General features: G+C 67.1%; 18 protein-coding genes and 1 tRNA gene. 14 read left to right on the forward strand and 5 right to left on the reverse strand.

What is annotated here, in order from left to right:
- Positions 1–10 precede the first annotated feature (10 nt).
- From gcvP to CH42_RS04160, 6 genes are all read left to right on the forward strand, one after another.
- Complete coding sequence (gcvP, locus tag CH42_RS04135; RefSeq protein WP_053351928.1) at positions 11–2860, forward strand: aminomethyl-transferring glycine dehydrogenase; 2850 nt, start codon at positions 11–13, stop codon at positions 2858–2860.
- 8 nt (positions 2861–2868) lie between these two features.
- Entirely contained in the window at positions 2869–3999 is a 1131-nt protein-coding gene (gcvT, locus tag CH42_RS04140) for a glycine cleavage system aminomethyltransferase GcvT (RefSeq protein WP_053351929.1), read from the forward strand.
- Positions 4000–4052: 53 nt separating this feature from the next.
- A complete protein-coding gene (gene gcvH, locus CH42_RS04145; protein WP_053351930.1) occupies positions 4053–4439 on the forward strand; it encodes a glycine cleavage system protein GcvH in 387 nt (128 codons plus the stop codon).
- Positions 4440–4455: 16 nt separating this feature from the next.
- Complete coding sequence (locus CH42_RS04150; protein WP_053351931.1) at positions 4456–5883, forward strand: L-serine ammonia-lyase; 1428 nt, start codon at positions 4456–4458, stop codon at positions 5881–5883.
- A 62-nt stretch (positions 5884–5945) separates the two neighbouring features.
- Positions 5946–7367 carry an MFS transporter gene (locus CH42_RS04155; RefSeq protein ID WP_053351932.1) on the forward strand — a complete coding sequence of 474 codons (1422 nt, stop codon included), beginning with the start codon at positions 5946–5948 and terminating at the stop codon, positions 7365–7367.
- Positions 7368–7409: 42 nt separating this feature from the next.
- On the forward strand, positions 7410–8081 hold the full coding sequence (locus CH42_RS04160) for a dihydrofolate reductase family protein (RefSeq protein ID WP_053351933.1): 672 nt from the start codon (positions 7410–7412) through the stop codon (positions 8079–8081).
- Here CH42_RS04160 and CH42_RS04165 read toward each other — a convergent pair.
- Positions 8078–8884, reverse strand: a complete 807-nt coding sequence (locus tag CH42_RS04165; RefSeq protein ID WP_053351934.1) for a DUF1206 domain-containing protein — start codon at positions 8882–8884, stop codon at positions 8078–8080. The two genes, CH42_RS04160 and CH42_RS04165, sit on opposite strands and share 4 nt — an antisense overlap.
- A gap of 76 nt (positions 8885–8960) precedes the next feature.
- Positions 8961–9557 (reverse strand): isochorismatase family protein, encoded by a 597-nt coding sequence (locus tag CH42_RS04170; protein WP_053351935.1) that lies wholly within the window; start codon positions 9555–9557, stop codon positions 8961–8963.
- Positions 9558–9667: 110 nt separating this feature from the next.
- On the opposite strand from CH42_RS04170, the gene CH42_RS04175 reads away from it, so the two are divergent.
- Positions 9668–10624: a GlxA family transcriptional regulator gene (locus CH42_RS04175; RefSeq protein ID WP_053351936.1), complete on the forward strand. Its 957-nt coding sequence runs from the start codon at positions 9668–9670 to the stop codon at positions 10622–10624.
- 16 nt (positions 10625–10640) lie between these two features.
- Here the strand turns inward: CH42_RS04175 and CH42_RS04180 are convergent, their stop codons facing one another.
- A complete protein-coding gene (locus CH42_RS04180) occupies positions 10641–11336 on the reverse strand; it encodes a GntR family transcriptional regulator (protein WP_053351937.1) in 696 nt (231 codons plus the stop codon).
- 147 nt (positions 11337–11483) lie between these two features.
- Between CH42_RS04180 and CH42_RS04185 the strand changes: the two genes are divergently transcribed.
- From CH42_RS04185 to CH42_RS04205, 5 genes are all read left to right on the forward strand, one after another.
- Positions 11484–12461, forward strand: coding sequence for an Ldh family oxidoreductase (locus tag CH42_RS04185; protein ID WP_075205226.1), 978 nt, complete (start codon positions 11484–11486; stop codon positions 12459–12461).
- Positions 12458–13456, forward strand: a complete 999-nt coding sequence (locus CH42_RS04190; protein WP_053351939.1) for a proline racemase family protein — start codon at positions 12458–12460, stop codon at positions 13454–13456. The genes CH42_RS04185 and CH42_RS04190 overlap by 4 nt, the downstream gene beginning before the upstream one ends.
- 69 nt (positions 13457–13525) lie before the next feature.
- Complete coding sequence (locus CH42_RS04195) at positions 13526–13945, forward strand: GNAT family N-acetyltransferase (protein ID WP_053351940.1); 420 nt, start codon at positions 13526–13528, stop codon at positions 13943–13945.
- A 76-nt stretch (positions 13946–14021) separates the two neighbouring features.
- Positions 14022–14690, forward strand: coding sequence for a Pr6Pr family membrane protein (locus CH42_RS04200; protein WP_053351941.1), 669 nt, complete (start codon positions 14022–14024; stop codon positions 14688–14690).
- A 38-nt stretch (positions 14691–14728) separates the two neighbouring features.
- A complete protein-coding gene (locus CH42_RS04205) occupies positions 14729–15049 on the forward strand; it encodes a hypothetical protein (protein ID WP_053351942.1) in 321 nt (106 codons plus the stop codon).
- Positions 15050–15186: 137 nt separating this feature from the next.
- On the opposite strand, the gene CH42_RS04210 is transcribed toward CH42_RS04205, so the two are convergent.
- Positions 15187–15259, reverse strand: a tRNA-Arg gene (locus CH42_RS04210).
- A gap of 105 nt (positions 15260–15364) precedes the next feature.
- Between CH42_RS04210 and argS the strand changes: the two genes are divergently transcribed.
- Together argS and CH42_RS04220 are read left to right on the forward strand one after the other, a co-directional pair.
- Complete coding sequence (gene argS / locus CH42_RS04215; RefSeq protein WP_053352058.1) at positions 15365–17035, forward strand: arginine--tRNA ligase; 1671 nt, start codon at positions 15365–15367, stop codon at positions 17033–17035.
- A gap of 14 nt (positions 17036–17049) precedes the next feature.
- Positions 17050–17817, forward strand: a complete 768-nt coding sequence (locus CH42_RS04220; RefSeq protein ID WP_053351943.1) for an LmeA family phospholipid-binding protein — start codon at positions 17050–17052, stop codon at positions 17815–17817.
- A 27-nt stretch (positions 17818–17844) separates the two neighbouring features.
- Here the strand turns inward: CH42_RS04220 and CH42_RS04225 are convergent, their stop codons facing one another.
- Positions 17845–19281, reverse strand: a complete 1437-nt coding sequence (locus tag CH42_RS04225) for a PucR family transcriptional regulator (RefSeq protein WP_053351944.1) — start codon at positions 19279–19281, stop codon at positions 17845–17847.
- Positions 19282–19313 lie beyond the last annotated feature (32 nt).

Consider the following 19313-nt stretch of genomic DNA (forward strand, 5'->3'; position numbering starts at 1 on the left):
GGAGATCTTCGTGACCGAATTCCCCGCAATCCGCACTTTCCCCGACCGGCATATCGGGGTGACCGATCCGGCTCACGTGGCGGCCATGCTGTCGTCGATCGGGTTCGACTCGCTCGACGCCCTCGTCGACGCGGCCGTGCCGGCGTCGATCCGTAAGACCGAGCCGCTCGACCTCCCCGCGGGCCGCAGCGAGGAACAGATCCTCGCTGACCTGCGCGCACTCGCCGCGAAGAACGTGCTGAAGACGCAGATGATCGGGCAGGGGTTCTCCGATACGCACACGCCGCCCGTGATCCGCCGCAACGTGCTCGAGAGCCCGGCCTGGTACACGGCCTACACGCCGTACCAGCCCGAGATCTCGCAGGGTCGCCTCGAGGCGCTGCTCAACTTCCAAACGATGGTGTCGGATCTGACCGCACTCGATGTGGCGAATGCGTCGATGCTCGACGAATCGTCGGCGGCGGCCGAGGCCGTGCTGCTCATGCGTCGCGCTGGTCGGGCTCCGGCGACGGCCCGGGCCGTGCTCGATGCCAACCTGTTTCCGCAGACCATCGCCGTCATTCAGGGGCGAGCGGAGGCGCTCGACTTCGCGGTCGAGGTTGCCGACCTGTCGCAGGGGCTGCCCGAGGGCGACATCTTCGGTGTCGTGCTGCAGCAGCCCGGCGATGACGGCGCGGTGGTCGACCACTCGTCGGTGATCGCAGCGGCGAAGGAGCGCGGCGCAATGGTCACGGTCATCGCCGACCTGCTGTCGCTGACACTGATCACCCCTCCGGGTGAGCAGGGCGCCGATGTCGCGGTGGGCAACACGCAGCGCTTCGGGGTGCCGCTGTTCTTCGGCGGGCCGCACGCCGCGTACCTCGCGATCCGCTCGGGTCTCGAGCGCTCGCTGCCGGGCCGTCTCGTCGGGGTATCTCGCGACAGCGCCGGTCGGCAGGCGTACCGGCTTGCGCTGCAGACGCGCGAGCAGCACATCCGCCGTGAGAAGGCGACGAGCAACATCTGCACCGCCCAGGCGCTGCTCGCGATCACGGCGTCGATGTACGCCGTCTACCACGGTGCCGACGGGCTGACCGCGATCGCGGCCCGCGCCCATGCGCACGCCCGCTCCATCGCGCAGGCGTTGGCCGCGGCCGGTGTCGAGCTGGCCTCCGAGTCCTTCTTCGACACCGTGCGTGCCGTGGTGCCGGGTCGTGCCGACGACATTGTTGCGGAAGCCGCTGAGGCGGGCATCAACCTGCGCCGCATCGACGCCGACACGGTGAGCGTGTCCACCGACGAGACCACCACCGACGCGCACGTTGCCGCGGTTGTGCGGGCCTTCGGAGCGTCGTTCGACGGCGCCGTCGTGCCGGGCGATTTCGGGTTCCCGGCGGCGCTGACTCGCACGAGCGACTTCCTGACGCATCCGATCTTCACGTCGATCCATTCGGAGACGCAGATGCTGCGCTACCTGCGCCGCCTCGCCGATCGCGACCTTGCATTGGATCGCACCATGATTCCGCTGGGGTCGTGCACGATGAAGCTGAACTCCACCGCCGAGATGGAGGCCATTTCGTGGCCGGAGTTCGCGGGCATCCACCCCTACGCGCCCGAGTCGCAGACGCGCGGGTGGCGTGAACTTATCGAAGATCTCGAGCGTCGTCTGGTCGAGATCACCGGCTACGCCGGTGTCTCGCTGCAGCCCAACTCGGGGGCGCAGGGCGAGTACGCGGGTCTGCTCGCGATTCGCGGGTACCACCGGTCGCGCGGCGATGAGCAGCGCACCGTGTGCCTGATCCCTGCCTCCGCGCACGGCACGAACGCGGCATCCGCGGTGCTCGCGGGGATGCGCGTCGTCGTCGTGAAGAACACCGACTCCGGGCACATCGACCTCGACGATCTCACCGCGAAGATCGAGACCCACCGCGACGAGCTCGCGGCGATCATGATCACCTACCCGTCCACGTACGGGGTGTACGACGATGACGTGCGCGAGGTCTGCGACCACGTGCACGCCGCGGGCGGGCAGGTCTACATCGACGGAGCGAACATGAACGCGCTCGTGGGGCTTGCGCAGCCGGGCCGGTTCGGGGGCGACGTGTCGCACCTGAACCTGCACAAGACGTTCGCGATTCCGCACGGCGGCGGCGGACCCGGCGTGGGCCCGATCGGCGTCGCCGAGCACCTGCTGCCCTTCGTGCCGAACGATCCGACGGGCACGTACTCGGTGAGCGGCGGCGTGCCGGTCGTCGCGACCCTGTTCGGGTCAGCCGGCGTGCTGCCGATCTCGTACGCATACATCGCGATGATGGGCGGAGAGGGTCTGACGCTCGCGACAAAGACCGCGCTGCTCGGGGCGAACTACATCGCGGCGCGCCTGACCGAGCACTTCCCGGTGCTGTTCACCGGTGCGACGGGGCTCGTCGCCCACGAGTGCATCCTCGACCTGCGCGAGCTCACCGCGCAATCGGGCATCACGGCGGAAGACGTGGCGAAGCGCCTCATCGATTTCGGCTTCCATGCCCCGACGCTCGCGTTCCCGGTCGCGGGCACGCTGATGGTCGAGCCGACCGAGTCCGAGGATCTGGCCGAGATCGACCGCTTTATCGAAGCGATGGTCACCATCCGTGCCGAGATCGACGCGGTGATCGCGGGCGAGATCGCCGTCGAGGCCTCGCCGATCCGACTCGCACCGCACACCGCCGAGAGCCTGATCGCCGGGGAGTGGGACCGCGCCTACTCTCGCGAAACGGGTGCGTACCCCGTCGACGCGCTGCGCACCGACAAGTACTTCCCGCCTGTGGGTCGCATCGACGGCGCCTACGGCGACCGCAACCTGATCTGCGCCTGCCCGGCGCCCGAAGCGTTTGAGAACTGAGGCCGAAGATGACTGCAGCACCCGAGAACTCCACGCCGAAGCACACCGCGCTGCACGACGAGCATGCGGCACTCGGTGCCTCGTTCACCGATTTCGGCGGTTGGGACATGCCACTGAAGTACGGCTCCGAGCTCGCCGAGCATCGCGCGGTGCGCGAGACCGCCGGTCTCTTCGACCTCTCGCACATGGGGGAGGTGCGCGTCGCAGGCCCCGACGCCGCAACGTATTTGAACTCCGCCCTCGTCGGTAACCTCGCCGCGATCGCGGTGGGGCGTGCGAAGTACTCGCTGATCTGCGCGGCAGACGGCGGCATCATCGACGATCTCATCACGTACCGTCTCGCCGAAGATGTCTTCCTCGTCGTGCCGAATGCCGGCAATGCGCAGACCGTCGCCGAGGCCCTCATCGAGCGTGCAGCAGGGTTCGACGTCGAGGTGACGGATCAGTCGGCAGACACCAGCCTCGTCGCGGTGCAGGGGCCGAACGCCGTGGCGATCCTGCACGCCCTGGTGCCTGAAGAGCAGCGTGCGCTCGTCAGCGATCTGAAGTATTACGCCGCCGAACAGGCAGTGATCGCCGAGATCCCCGTGCTGCTCGCGCGCACCGGGTACACCGGCGAAGACGGGTTCGAACTCTACGTGCCGAACGCCGAAGCCCCGGCACTCTGGCGTGCACTGCTCGCCGCGGGAGTCGACCACGGGCTCGTGCCCGCCGGGCTCGCCTCGCGCGACTCGCTGCGACTCGAAGCCGGCATGCCGCTCTACGGCAACGAGCTCAGCCGCGAAGTCACTCCGTTCGATGCCGGGCTCGGCCCGGTGGTGTCGTTCAAGAAGACCGAAGACTTCGTCGGCCGCGAGGCCCTCGAGGCGCGCCGCGACGCTCCAGGCGAGCGCGTGCTCGTCGGTCTGCGGGGCGATGGACGACGCGCAGGCCGCGGCGGGTACGCCGTGCTCTCGGGCACGGAGACGGTGGGGCGCATCACGAGCGGCCAGCCGAGCCCGACGCTCGGGTACCCGATCGCGCTCGCGTACGTGACGCCCGAGCATGCCACGGCCGGCACTCGTCTCGATGTCGATCTGCGCGGCAAGGCCGAACCGTTCACCGTCGTCGATCTGCCGTTCTACCACCGTGGCGCCTGAGCCATCTTCCACGCCTCCCTCGATCACCCCTGACCCGTAAAGGAACCCACATCATGAGCACCGTCAAATCAGGACTCCGCTACTCCGCCGAGCACGAATGGATCACCGGCGACAGCCCCGCCATCGTCGGCATCAGCGAGGTCGCGGCCGATGCCCTCGGCGAGATCGTCTATGTCGACCTGCCCGAGGTGGGCGCCACCATCGAGGTCGGAGCCGTCGTCGGTGAAGTGGAGTCGACGAAGTCGGTCTCCGAACTGTTCTCGCCGGTCGCCGGAGAGGTCGTCGAGGTCAACTCCGCAGTCGTCGACGACCCGGCACTGCTGAACTCCGACCCGTATGGCGCCGCGTGGCTGTTCAAGGTCGCCGTCACCGCTGAGGGGCCCCTGCTCGACGCCGCGCAGTACGCCGCAGACAACGGCGCGGAGATCTCCGCCGCGTAACCTCGCGGATGTCATCATGGCCGTCAGCGTCTTCGACCTCTTCACGGTCGGCATCGGGCCCTCGAGCTCGCACACAGTGGGCCCGATGCGCGCTGGGCGCGCGTTCGTCTCCGGGCTCGCCCGCCGCTCCGGCGGGGTCGGGAGGGTGCGCGAACTTCGCGTCGACCTCTTCGGGTCGCTGGCGGCGACGGGGCACGGCCATGGCACCTTCACCGCGGTGCTGCTCGGTCTCGAAGGATTCGACCCCGAGACCGTGCTCCCCGAAGAAGTCGATGCGGCGCTCGCGCGGCAGGAGCGGAGCGGTGAACTGCGCCTCGGGGGCGAACTCGACGGCGACCCGAATGTGCTGCGTTTCGGCGTCGCAGATATTGTGCTGCGACCGCTCACGGTGCTGCCGCAGCACACGAACGGTATGCGGTTCACCGTGCTCGATGCCGACGACGCCGTGATCGAGTCGGAGACGTACTTCTCGGTCGGCGGCGGGTTCATCGTGCGCGACGGCGACGGCGAAGGCAGCGAGCACGATCTGCACGATCAGCGCGACCACCTGGCTGCCGAGCAGCCGTTTCCGTTCACCACTGCGGCCGAACTGCTCACGCACGCCCGCGGTGCGGGGATCTCGATCGCTGACGTGATGCTGGCGAACGAGCGCGTCTCGCGCACCGAACGCGAGGTGCGCGAGGGGCTCGCGCATATCTGGGACGTCATGGAGGCGTGCAAGAACTCAGCACTCGAGCGCACCGGCGTGCTGCCGGGTGGGCTCAATGTGCGACGCCGTGCGCCCGACTGGCACCGCCGGCTGACGGAGCGCGATCCGCACCGCGACCCCGTGTTCTGGCAGGAGTGGATCAACCTCGTCGCGCTCGCCGTCAACGAAGAGAACGCGTCTGGGGGCCGTGTGGTCACTGCGCCGACGAACGGCGCAGCAGGCATCATTCCGGCCGTTCTCTTCTACGCCACGCACTACGCGCCCGGCGCGGCCTCGTGGAGCAGCGAACAGCGGCAGCGCGCGGTCGCCGACTTCATGCTCGCAGCCGGTGCGGTCGGTGTGCTCTACAAAGAGCAGGCGTCGATTTCGGGTGCCGAAGTCGGCTGCCAGGGCGAGGTCGGTTCCGCTTCATCGATGGCCGCGGCGGGTCTCGCGCAAGTGCTCGGCGGCACCCCCGAACAGGTCGAGAACGCAGCCGAGATCGCGATGGAGCACAACCTCGGTCTGACGTGCGATCCGATCGGCGGGCTCGTGCAGATTCCGTGCATCGAGCGCAACGCGATCGCCGCCTCGAAAGCGGTGAACGCCGCGAAGATGGCGCTGATGGGCGACGGTGACCATCGCGTCAGCCTCGACCAGGTGATCGTCACGATGCGCGAGACCGGCAAAGACATGAGCGACAAGTACAAGGAAACCGCGATGGGCGGCCTTGCAGTCAACGTAGTGGCCTGCTGAGTGCGACAGCCGTCGCCGACTGACTGCTGCGCGATGTGGGTGGTGAGCCCTACGATGAACCCATGACCGCAACCTCGACGGGCGAGCGCCGCTCGCTCGCGCAGCGCCTCGACGCGCTCCCGTTCACTCGCAAGCACGGCAAGATCCTGGGAGGGTCTGGCATCGGCTGGGCGCTCGATGCCATGGATGTGGGGCTGATCTCGTTCATCATTGCTGCGCTGACGCAGCAGTGGGGCATTGATAAAGCCGAGGGCGGGCTGATCGCCTCGGTTGGCTTTGCGGGCATGGCGATCGGCGCGAGTCTCGGCGGGTTGCTGGCAGATCGCTTCGGTCGGCGCCACGTCTTTGCGATTACCCTGCTCGTATACGGACTCGCGACGGGGGCGAGCGCGCTCGTGGGCGGCATCGCCGTGCTGCTCGTACTGCGCTTCTTCGTCGGTCTGGGGCTCGGTGCCGAGCTGCCCGTGGCGTCGACCTATGTGAGCGAGTTCGCGCCGGCGCGCATCCGCGGTCGACTGATTGTGATTCTCGAAGCGTTCTGGGCGGTCGGGTGGACGGCGGCCGCGCTGATCGGCTACTTCGTCGTTCCGGCATCTGAGAATGGCTGGCGGTGGGCGTTCGCGCTCGGGGCGATTCCTGCCGTGTACGCCTTCGTCGTGCGCTGGGCGCTGCCCGAGTCGCCCCGCTGGCTCGCCGGTCGGGGGCGCACCGCCGAGGCCGAGCAGATCGTCGCCTCGTTCGAAGCGGCTGCCGGATCACCGAGCGACGTCGCACCGTCGCCTGCGAAGGTGGCTTCGGCTTCGGCTTCGGCTTCGGCTTCGGCTTCGGCTTCGGCCCAGGAGGCCACTGGAGTCGGGGCGGCCCCCGCAACTCCCGCCTCATCAGGATCCCGTCTTGCGACACTCTGGTCGGCGGAGTATCGCGGCCGCACCCTGTCGATCTGGGTCGTATGGTTCTGCGTGAACTTTGCCTATTACGGCGCGTTCATCTGGATCCCCAGTATCCTGGTCGACGCCGGTTTCAGTCTCGTCCGCTCGTTCGGCTTCACCCTGATCATTACGCTCGCGCAATTGCCGGGGTACGCGGTCGCCGCGTGGCTGATCGAAGTCTGGGGGCGCCGCTTGACGCTGTCCGTCTTCTTAGTCGGGTCGGCTGCCTCCGCGATCGTGTTCGGCACGGTGCATACTGAAGCCGCGATCATCGCTTCAGGGATGGCGCTGTCGTTCTTCAACCTGGGCGCCTGGGGTGCGCTGTACGCGGTCACCCCCGAGATCTATCCGACGTCAGCGCGTGCCACCGGTGCGGGCTGGGCAGCCGGGGTCGGGCGCATCGCTTCGATCGTGGCGCCACTCCTCGTGCCCGTCCTGCTCATCGCGGGAGGATCTGCCCTGACATTCGCGGTGTTTGCGGTGTTCTTCGTGGTCGCCGCAGGGGCGACCTGGGGGCTCGTCGACCGCAAGGGTCGCGCCCTCGACGACCGCTGACGCACGCCGCACTCTGCGAACCCCGAACGAACGGAGCCACTGATGCCTCTTGCACGCGCACACAACATCGCCATCTCGCTCGACGGCTACGGGGCGGGCGCCGACCAGTCGATCGATGCGCCATTTGGCCACGCCGGAATGCGGCTCATGCAGTGGTTCTTCCCGACCGCGACCTTCCAGGGACTTTCTGGCGATCGCGAGCGGCAGGCGGTCGACCCGGCGACGGAACCCGACGATCGTCACGCGCGCCGCGCCTGGGAGAACATCGGTGCAGAAATCATGGGCGCGGGCAAGTACGGCCCTCCGGGGTGGCACGACGACGCGGAGTGGGGCGGCTGGTGGGGTGACGAGCCGCCGTTTCACTCGCCGGTGTACGTGCTGACGCACCATCCGCGCGCATCGCTCACCCGTGGCGAGACGACGTTCCACTTTCGTGAAGCGACACCGCACGACGTGCTCGCCGAAGCGTTCGCAGCGGCGGCAGGGCAAGACGTCCGCATCGGAGGCGGCCCGAGTACGGTGCGCGAGTTCTTGGCCGCCGACCTGATCGACGTGCTGCACGTCGTGCAAGTTCCGATTCTGCTCGGCCGCGGGTCGCAGCTGTGGGAAGGACTCGAAGGGTGGGAATCGGGGTTCTCAGTCGAGTCCGAGACGACGCCGAGTGGTGTCACGCACCTCACGTTCAAACGCTGCCGAGGAGGCCTCGGGCATTAGAGATCGGCAAAGCGTGCCCGGAACTGGCAGAAGAGGCCGTAGGCGAGGAAGCTCACTCCGATCAGCACGATCGCGACGTTGCCGCCGGGAAGCTTCGAGAGTGAGGTGATCGCGGCGTCGAGCGCGCCCGCCGACGTCGAATCGCGTTCGAGCCCGGCGAGCGCCAGCACACCGCCGACGGTGAGCAGAGCCGCACCCTTGCCGACAAAGCCGACGGCCCCGAGCCCGGCGATGGCGTGACCCGCGGCACTGTGCGGCAGGGTCATCTGCTTGCGAAAGCTCCTCGCGATGCCCATCCATACCCAGGCGCCGCCGACGATGGCAACGGCGATGCCGACGATGACCAGCAGCACGGAACCGCCGGGGAACGTCAACAGGCCGCGACTCGCTTGCTGCGCCGTTTCGTCGGGGTCCGGGCGGGCTCCCAACGCCACAGCGACCGAGATACCGCCCATGACGCAGAAAGCGATGCCCTGGCCCCACTCGGCAAGCCGGCGACCCCAACGCTTGCGGCGCGACGAGAGGTCGAGGGCGAAACCGTGGACGACGTGGAACACCCCGAGCGCGAAGAGGAGCGCAGCGACGACCCAGAGTGCGGCGAAGCCGAGCGGGATGCCGGCGATGGCCGAAAGCGCGCCGACTTGATCGGCTTCCGCGGCTCCGCTCCGCACCACGACGGAGATCGCAAGCGCACCGATGAGTGCGTGCACGAGACCACTGGCAACATACCCGCCGCGTGCGAGTACACGAAACGCACGGCTGTGCTCCGTTGCGCGAGCGGCGTGCTGCAGACGATCGTCCATGCGTCGAGCGTAATGGAGTCGCTGCGGGCGGGGCAGCCCCTGGACACGGGGGTACAGGGGCTGCCTGAGTCGCGCCCTAGTTCAGGTCGCTCGCGCTGGGCACGACGACCGCGTAGATGTCGCCGATCGTTGCGAGCGCGCTGCGGTGCAGCTCTGCGGCTGGTACGACTCCGCCACCCACAGTCGGCAGCGAGCGGGTCGCGGTCGCGTCGGCGACCACCGTGGGGCGGTTGCCGCGCAAGAACGCGCCCTCCGAGGTGAACGTCACGCACATGTGGGTCATGAACCCACCGATGATGACCTCCTCGTTGCCGGCAGCATCGACGAGATCGCCGAGGTTGGTGCCGACGAACGCATTTGGAGCGCCCTTGACGACGATGGCTTCGCCGTCGATCGGGGCGACGCGCTCGTGGATCGCTCCGATCTCGGAGCTGATGTCGTAGGGGGAGCCGGGGCCATCGTCGTGCACGACGTGGATGATGGTGGATCCTGCTGCGCGAGCTCGCGCAAGCAAGTCTGCGGCCGCGTCGAGTGCGGGGTCCCATCCGTCGAGTTCCATCACCCCGGTGGTGTAGGTGTTCTGGTAGTCGACGAGGATGACCGTGGCGTTGGCCAGGGTCGCGGCCTCGGTGGGGAGCCCGCTGAGCTCGCGGAGGGTGGACGATGCGGTCATGATGATCCTTTCGGTTGCGTCACGTACAGTGTGACTCGGCCGATTGCGGTGGAACAGATGCAATCGGGTCGCACTGCATGGAAAACGGACGAAAGCGCAGGATCACACGCATGTCAGCACCACGTGTCGCGGTAATCGCGTTTCCCGGGATCAGCCCGTTCCATCTTTCGGTGCCGTCGCTGGTGCTCGGGCCAGAGACCCCCGCGGGGGAGTCGGAGCCCTGGACGATCGGCGTCTGTGCGGAGCAGGCCGGCCCACTCCCGACGAGTGCCGGGTTCGACATCATGGTGCCGCACGACCTGGGGTTGCTTGACGACGTCGACGTCGTGGTTGTGCCCTGGTGGGGTGCACCGCACGAGGCGGCCCCGGGTCCCGTCGTCAGCGCGATCCGGCACGCACACGAACGTGGCGCAACGATTGTCGGCCTCTGCTTAGGGGCGTTCGTGGTGGCCGATGCCGGCGTGCTCGATGCTCGAGCCGCCACCACGCACTGGAAATGGGCCGAGGTGTTTCGGGCGCGCTTTCCTGAGGTTCGTCTCGACCCCGCCGCGCTCTATGTCGACGAGGGGTCGGTGCTGACGGGAGCGGGGGCGAGTGCGGGCATCGATACGTGCTTGCATCTCCTGGCCTCGCGCAGCGGGCAGCACATCGCGAACCGCACCGCGCGACGCATCGTTGCCGCACCGCACCGGCCGGGCGGCCAAGCGCAGTTCATCGAGACGCCAATTGTGCCCGAGATCGACGATCCGGTGGGGCGCGCCTGCAGCTGGGCGCTCGACCACCTCGATGAACGGCTCACGATCGATGTCTTGGCGGCGCACGTGCACGCCAGCCGCAGTGCGTTCACGCGCGCGTTTCGGCAGCGCACGGGGTCGACCGTTTCTCGGTGGGTCGCTCAGCAGCGGGTCGTGCGGGCCCGTGAATGGCTGGAGACGAGTGATGCCTCGATCGAGGAAATCGCGGGTCGCTGCGGGTTCGGCAATGCTGCTGTGCTGCGGGATCGGTTCCACGCCGAAACTGGCACGACGCCGGCGAACTACCGCGCAGCTTTTCGCGATGCAGCGTGATCACCTGGCGTCGGGGTCAGGCCCCCGGGGTCTCGTGCCACGTTGCCGGCGCCCAGGCGGGGCCGGGCAGCGGCAGACGATGCATGTCTTCGAACGCGAGCTCGGTGGCGATCGGGTCGGCTGATTCGATCCCTTCGCGCATGCGGCTCCACCCGCTCGACAGCAGCTCCCAGTTCGGCGTGCGCGCGTCGATGGTGATGCGGTACTGGAAGCTGAGCGAGGTCACCGTGCCGGCGGCCAGCTTCCGCAGTGTCGGGTTGGGGCACTGCTGCACCAAGAAGTCGTAGAGTTCGACCGCAATGGCCATGTGTCCGCGCACATCGCCCGCAGCAATTGCTTCTTGCGCACGGTCCGTGAACGCGAGCATCTCCGTGCGCGTCGCGTCGGTGAGCGCCGGAACCACCGTGCGCATCACACCGCCGAGCACGACGCCGACGGTTTGAATCGCGTCTTCGACGCTCTCCTTGCTCGGCTGCACCACTCGGGTGTGGGTCTGCGCGGCAATTTCGACGAGACCCTCGACTTGGAGTGCGATGATCGCCTCGCGAATCGGAGTGCGCGAGATGCCGAGCCACTCCTGCAGGCTGGCATCGTCGAGCTGCTCACCCGCGGCGAGTGTGCCGTCGAGAATGGCGTCGCGGATGGCGTCGTGCGCCTCGTCGCGGAGCAGACGACGGGCGATCTTGGGCTTCGAAGAAGCGGGAATGGGCATAAGTTCCTCCTGGAGGGATTCTAATGGATCAGATGTTCAAATATGATGCGTCGGCATACAAGATCTTGCCTTGCTCGGGGCCTTCGGTAGCGTTGAAGAGCCATGGAGTCTGCGCAGCGAACGACCACATAGATCACCCCCTCAGAATTGGAGAGTCTCTGTCGTCAGGCGCTCCAGAGTGCCGGGGCTGACCCTGCGTCTTGTGCATCCATCACGACGGCAACGATCGCTGCAGAACGGCGTGGTCGCGGGGAGGTCGGGGCGGCGCACCTGCTCGACTACGTGCGGGCGTTGCGAGCTGGGGACCTCAACGGATGCCCACAGCCGGTGATATCGACGTCGAGACTGGCGGTCACCCAGGTCGATGCGGATCGCGGAGCGATGCAGCGAGCATTCGACGAAGCTGTGCCCGGTTTCGTCGACCGAGCGCAGCAGATCGGGGTTGCAGTGCTCTCCGTGCATAACGCATTCAGTGCAGGAGCACTCAGCTATTACACACAGGCCGTCGCCGAACGGGGTTTGCTCGCATTCGCTGCGAGCAATGTGCGGCCGCTCATGGCAGCACTGGGCTCCGTCGCTCCGATCCTGGGAACGAACCCGATGTCGTTCGCAATACCGCACGCTGATGGGCCGCGGCTGTTCGATCAAGCATCGAGCGTTACTGCGTGGGTAAACGTGCGCGATGCGGCGCAGCGCGACGAAACCATTCCGAGTGGGTGGGCAATCGACTCGAGAGGTGAGCCCACGCAAGATGCGCACGCCGCGCTCAAGGGCGCTCTGCTTACGTTCGGCGGTGTGAAAGGTGCGAATCTCGCGTTCATGGTCGAATTGCTGGCAACGCTAAGCAGTGGCGCGGCAAAGACTCCGACGAGTGCTTCGCCCGACCGCGAAATGGATTCTCCCCGTCTGGGGCTCTTTGTCTTCGCGATCGACCCCGCTGCATTCGATCTCGAGTACGTCGAACGTTCAGAAGAACGTGTGGTCGATCTCGCGCAACGCTATCGTGCCGACTTCGGGAGGCGGAAGCCGCCGAGAGAGACCTTTGAGATTTCAGCATCGGTGTATTCGGCTCTCTTGGCGGCAGCGGGCGGATTCGCGGGTGACGACACAGAGGTCGCTGCATGAGAAGCTGCCGCACGATTCAGGCCGTCGACGCGCACATCGCGGGCCTCGGAGTACGCGTGGTCACCGGAGGCGTGCCAGCGTTTCCTGGATCCACGATGCAAGAACGGCGCGAGTGGTTCATCGAGCACTCCGATCACCTGCGCACATTCCTGCTCACTGAACCGCGCGGTCACAGCGCGCTCTCGGGGGCGATCCTGCAGCCCGCGACGCATCCCGACGCCGACTGGGGCGTGCTGTTCATCGAGGTCACCGGGGTGTTGCCGATGTGCGGGGCAGGCACCATGGCCGTCGCAACGGTACTCGTCGACACCGGCATGGTCGAGGTGAGCGAGCCCATCACTCGCGTGCCGCTCGATACCCCTATCGGGCTCATCGCAGCCGATGTCGCAGTGCAAGACGGAAAAGCGCAATCGGTGACGATCACCAACGTGCCCTCATTCGTGCAGCAGGAGGGGGTCGTCATTGACACGGCGACTCATGGTTCGGTGAGTGTCGATGTCGCTTTCGGCGGCAACTATTACGCGTTCATCGAGCTCGCGTCGCTCGGCATTCCTTGGGAACGCGATTCTGCAGATCGGCTCATCTCGGCTGCACGCGAGATTATGGACGCCGTCAATGCGCAGGCGCGTCCCGTGCATCCGGAGACCGGATACTCGGGTTGCGAACACGTCGTCTTTCTCGCACCCGATTCGAATGCGCGCCACACGCGCCACGTGCTCGTGAATTATCCGGGCTGGATCGACCGGTCGCCGGGGGGAACCGGCACGAGCGCCCGCATGGCGCTCCTCAACGCGCGCGGCGAGCTTCCGCTCGACACTGACTTCGTGAACGAGTCGTTCATCGGCACCAGGTTTACGGGGCGTCTCGTCGACCGAGTGGTCGTCGCCGACCGCGAAGCGGTGATCCCCACCATTACGGGAAGCGCGTGGATCACCTCGTTCGCGCAGTTCGTGCTCGACCCTGAGGATCCTTTTCCCGCGGGATTCGCACTGTGATCTGACGGGAGACCGCGACGGCTCGCAAGGCCCTCGCTCCTCCGTGTGGCAAGCGGCTACGGTACCGCTATGTCTCACCGCATTCTCGACCGCGTCGCCACACCCGTTGAACATGCAGCACTCGCCGCAGCCGTCGGCTGGCAGCACCATTTCGACGACGAGGTGCGCGCGTCGTCACTTCGGGCTTCGCTGGCGGGCGTCGTCTGTGTCGATGATGACGGCAGTGCGATCGGGATGGCGCGCGCCGTGGGAGACGGACTGCAGTACGCGTATGTTCAAGACGTAATTGTCTCGCCGGAAGCTACGGGAACGGGGATCGCAACGGACCTGGTTGCACGACTGCTCGAATTGCTGCGGCCGGCCGGCGACGTCGAACTGTTCGTGGGGTTGTTCGCCAGCAATGATGCGGTTGGCGTGTACGAATCTCTCGGCTTCGCTCATGAGGGAGCTTCGGGCATGCATCAGGTATTGGTCGCCAATACCGATTGACCGTCACACGCCAGTGGTGCATGGGTGTCCGCCTGCGGCAGAATATGGGAGTTCGCCTTCAGATGTGAGGACCCCGATGACGCCGACCGACGCTCCCACGCGCTCCACCACCCGACGTCGCGTGTTCGCGGCGCTCGCCGCAGCGGCGGCACTCCTCATCTTCACGGCCATCGTGGGGCAACTCGTGTACAGCCTAAGCTTCGATCCCGCAGACCGCGCGTTCTTCTACACGAACTTCTTCAGCTTCTTCACGATTCTGTCGAACGTGCTGGCCGTCATCGCACTCATCACAGCCGCATGGTTCTCGTCAACCCGGGCGGTTGATCCCGCATGGTTCACCGCATTCTTCGGCGCCGTCGCGACCTACATGGCGACCACGGGCATCGTCTACAACACCCTGCTGCGCCAGATTTCGCTCGACCAGGAGGGGACGCTCGGGTGGTCGAACGAGGTGCTGCACCTCGTCGGGCCGATCCTCGTCGTCGCAGCTTGGATCTTCGCTCCCGGTCGGGGAGCGCTCACCTTCCGGCATCTGTGGGTCGCGGCAATCTTCCCGATCATCTGGGTCATCTACACGCTCATTCGCGGCGCCGCGACCGGGTGGTACCCCTACCCGTTCCTCAACCCCGAACGCATCGGCGGGTACGGCATCGTCGCGATCTACGTCGTGGTGATCGCCGTCGTGATTCTCGGTTTCGACGCCATCGTCGTGTGGGTCAGCCGCAAGCTGCGTCCGCGCGCCTGACGACTGATTTCACGCTGATGGCTCAGTAGCATGATCGCATGACGAACCTCGAGCTTCGCCCCGACCGCCGCGCCGTCGGCTGGGGCCTCGCGGCGACCATCGTATCGGCGGCCGGGATTCTGCCCATCGCGATCGTGATCCTACTGATGGTCACCATCGATCAGAACTACGGGTGGCTGCTCCTCATCGTCATGCCACTGTCGGCATTGATCGGTGCGGTCGGTGCGGTGCTCGGGATCGTTGCACTCTGCTTCGCCATCTCGGCCAGGCGCACCTACGCCTGGCCGATCACCGGCATCGTGCTCGGCGCGGTGCAAGTCATCGCGATCGTCGGGCTGCTCACCGGGGCCTGGAGCTGAGACTTCACCCGATCGTGCGAGAGTGCATGGTGCTCCCGCCTAACGCTTGTCAACACTCAAATCGCTCGGTGTATGGCGCAAACTCGCGCATATGAAAAAAGCTCCCACCGCTGACGCGATGGGAGCTGATGTTGCAGTGCCCCCGGAGGGATTCGAACCCCCGACCTACGGTACCGGAAACCGGCGCTCTATCCCCTGAGCTACGGAGGCGAGCAGATGCAACCCAACCAGCCTAGCGCACAACCTCCGACCTCTCCTACCGGGCGAGCCCGACCTGAACGGCCGGGTGCGCCGCGGCGACTAGAATCGATGCTCGTGACGCCTCAAGAACTCGCTACCGCACTCGCCGCCATCCTCTCCGACCTCGTCGCCGCTCGCGGCTCCGACATCGTCGTGACGGAACAGGACACGCCGGTCGAGCGACCGAAGAACCGCGAGCACGGCGATTGGGCGTCGAATGCCGCCATGAAGTTCGCGAAGCGCGTCGGGGCGAACCCGCGCGAGCTCGCCGAAGAAATCGTGGCGCGCGCGCTCGAGATCGACGGCGTCGCGAAGGCCGAGGTCGCGGGCCCCGGATTCATCAACCTGACGCTCGATGCCGCGAGCGCGGGCGAGACGGCGCGTCGCGTCGTCGAACAGGGCGAGAACTACGGTCGCAGCGACATGCTCGCCGGCCAGAACATCAACCTCGAATTCGTCTCCGCGAACCCGACCGGTCCGTTGCACATGGGCCACACCCGATGGGCCGCGCTCGGCGACTCGACGGCGCGCGTGCTGCGTGCCGCGGGTGCGCAGGTCACGAGCGAGTACTACATCAACGACGCCGGCGCGCAGATGAACAAGTTCGGCCGCTCGGTGCTCGCTGCCGCGCTCGGCGAAGAGGCACCGGAAGACGCGTACCCGGGTGCGTACATCCAGGAACTCGGCCGCAAGATTCTCGAGCGCGAGCCCGAGCTGCCCGAGCTCGCTCAGAGCGACCGCGATGCGGCGCTCGAGCAGGCGCAGGAGCTGGGCTACCAGATCCAGCTCGCCGAGATCAAAGACTCGCTTGAGCGCTTCAACGTGCACTTCGACGTCTACTTCTCGGAGCGCACGCTGCACACCGAGGGGGCCGACGGCTCGCCGAGCCCGATCGCTGCGGCGGTGGATCGTCTGCGCGAGCAGGGCCACGTCTTCGAAGAGGATGACGCCATCTGGGTGCGCACCACCGCGTTCGGAGATGACAAGGACCGCGTGTTCACCCGCGGCAACGGCATCTACACCTACTTCGCTGCGGATGCCGCCTATTACCTGTCGAAGATGGATCGCGGGTTCGGTGAGAAGATCTATCTGCTCGGAGCCGACCACCACGGGTACATCGGTCGTCTGACGGCGATTGCGGGCGCCGCGGGCGACAACATCGAGACCGACGTCACCGTGCTCATCGGGCAGCTCGTGAACCTCAACGGCGCGCGCCTCTCGAAGCGTGCGGGCAACATCATCGAGCTCGACGACCTGCTCGAGTGGTTGGGGTCTGACGCTCTGCGCTACTGGCTTGCCCGTTACCCGGCCGATTCGCCTTTGGCTCTCGACGGTGAGCAGGTGCGCAGCCGCACGAACGACAACCCGGTCTTCTACGTGCAATACGCGCACGCGCGCACCTGCGCCGTCGACCGCAACGCGGCAGCTGCGGGCATCGACCGCAGCGCGTTCGCACCCGAGCTGCTGACGCACGAGACCGAAACCGAGTTGCTCGGCAAACTGCAGCAGTACCCCGGCATTGTCGCGGGCGCTGCGGAGCTGCGCGAACCGCATCGCATCGCGCGCTTCCTGGAAGAACTCGCAGCGGCGTACCACCGCTGGTACGACAACTGCCGCGTGATCCCGCTGGGCGAAGAGCCGGTCGAAGACCTGCATCGCACGCGGTTGTGGCTGAACGACGCGGCCGGTCAGGTGCTGCGCAACGGGCTCGATCTGCTCGGCGTGACCGCCCCCGAGCGGTTGTAGAGCGGAGTTTCGGCATGGGGGCCGAGCGGCGGGGGTCGCGATGGTGGACGAAGCTCATCGCGGTCGTGGTGGTCGTCGGGCTGCTGGGGGCTGCAGCGGAGTTCGCGCTGCGCCTCATCATTCCGGGTGTCATCGCGGGTGCCGTGCGCACAGAACTGAAGCTGACCGATGACCATCCGGTCGACGTGTCACTCGGCGGGTCAACGCTGCTGAACGCGGTGCGCGGCGGGGTCGGCGACGTCACAGTCGAGGTGCCCGACGCTCCGGTGATGAACGGCATCCAGGCCGGCGGTTCGCTGCACGCTGATCTCGTGCCGTTCAATCCGACGTCGGGCGACATCACCAACGGTACGGTCGATCTCACGCTCGACAAAGATCAGCTCGGACCCGTGATCTCTCTGCTCACCCAGGGAGTTGCGCAGACGGGCGAAGTGCAGGGCGGCGAACTGGTCGTCGGCCGATCGGTGGAGACGTTCGGGCAACAGCTCACGATCTCGGCGCGACTCGGCGTCAAGGCGGTGGACGGAGCGGTCGAAATCGATCCGCTCGGTCTGAGCGCTGCGGGCTTCGACCTCTCGACCGAGCAGCTCGCGCAGGCGACGGGCTCACTGCTCGACCCGATCTTAAAGCCGCAGACCGTCTGCATCGCCGACCAATTGCCCCGCGGGATCACCCTGACCGACATCGTGCTTTCGAGCACGGGTTCGGTGACGCTGCGGGCCTCGCTCGCACCCGGCATCATCTCCGACTCGGCCGAGCAGCAACAGGGCACCTGCGACTGACTTCGATCGCCGCGGCCTCGCGGAGCGTCACAGGCCGGCTGCCCGCAGCGCGAGCCATGCCGCGGCCCGGTCGTCGGCGCGGTCGAGTGCGAGCCCGGTGAGATCCTCGATGCGACGAACGCGCGAGACGAGGGTCTGCCGGTGGATTCCGAGGCGCGTCGCACTCGAGCGGTGCGCTCCATGCTCCGAGAGGAATACGTGCAGCGTGCGGGTGAGCTCGCCATGCGCTCCATCGGTTTCGCGCAAGGGGTCGAGCAGTACGGTGAGGCCGCCGCGGTTCGCGGATTGCAGGGTGGAGAGCACGAGGTCGACGGTGGGCAACTCGGCGTAGCGCACGGCGGGGCGGCCGTCGTCGAGGGCGGCACCGAGCGCCTGGTGAGCCTGGGTTGCCGAGTGCGCGAGAGCGGTGACCGGAGCAGGGTCGCCGACGCCGAGGTGCACGCGCAGGCCGCCGACCGGGGCGAACTCCAGTACACGCGCGTGCAGGTGCGCAGCGAGATCGTCGCGCACAAATCCGCGAATGTGGCCGTGATCGGCGGCGAAAACGTGCTCGGCGCCGAGCTCATCGCACCAGCGTCGCAGCAGTCGTTCGAGATCGATCGTGCGTGTGCGCGCCCCGAGTTCGAACGCGGTGAGGGTGCGCTCGTGCACACCCCAGCGGTGCAGCAACTGCTCGGCGCGATCGCCGCCGGCGACGAGGGTATCGAGCAGGGCTCCGCGCCCCAGATGCTCGGTGAGTGAAGGGTCGTGGCTGCGCAGCAGCAGGTCGAAGAGCGCGGCGGCGAGCGAGGAGAGATCGCGGGCATGGCTCGTGCGGCTCGAGCGCGTTGCGATCACGAGTGACCCGGCGAGGTCCTGGTCCGATCCGACCCGGTGCAACTGCAGGCCGTCGTGCCGCACGCGCACGGGGCGCCCCAGCGCGAAGGCTGCGGCGTCCGAGACGTGCAGGCGCCCGGCACCTGCGCTCGCGATGACCTGGCCGTGCGCGTCGAGCAACACGGCCCAGCCGTCGATGCGGTGGGCGAGCTCGGCGATCACCGCCGTCACGCCTCCGCGTCGCGCGACTTGGGTGAGCACGTTCATGCCGGCGGTGACGAGACGATCGGCGGCGGCGCGATCGTCGGCGATCTGCGCGCGCAGCGCGGCGTGCAGCGTCGCGCCCGAAAGGTCGGTGCCGAGGATCGCGGTCATGCCGTGCGTTTGCAGCGCCGAGCGCAGCACCCCGTCGTTTTCTGGCGAGATGAACACCGCGCCGAGCAGCGCTTCGCGCCGGTCTCCGGGGGAGTCGAGGCGAGCGAGCAGCAGCTCGGATGGGCCGGTCACGAGCGTGGTATATGCCGGATTGCCGATGACGACGTACCCGTCGATCTCGGCGACGCCGTCGACGGGCGTGCGATCCGTCAACCTCCCCGCGGCAACCGATCCGCCGACCGCACGCACCACCGCGGAGAGATCAAGAGCCATGTCGAGAGTGTACCAAGTGGTGAAGTGTGATG

The organism is Leucobacter musarum subsp. musarum, assembly GCF_001273845.1.
Classification (GTDB): Bacteria; Actinomycetota; Actinomycetes; order Actinomycetales; family Microbacteriaceae; genus Leucobacter; species Leucobacter musarum.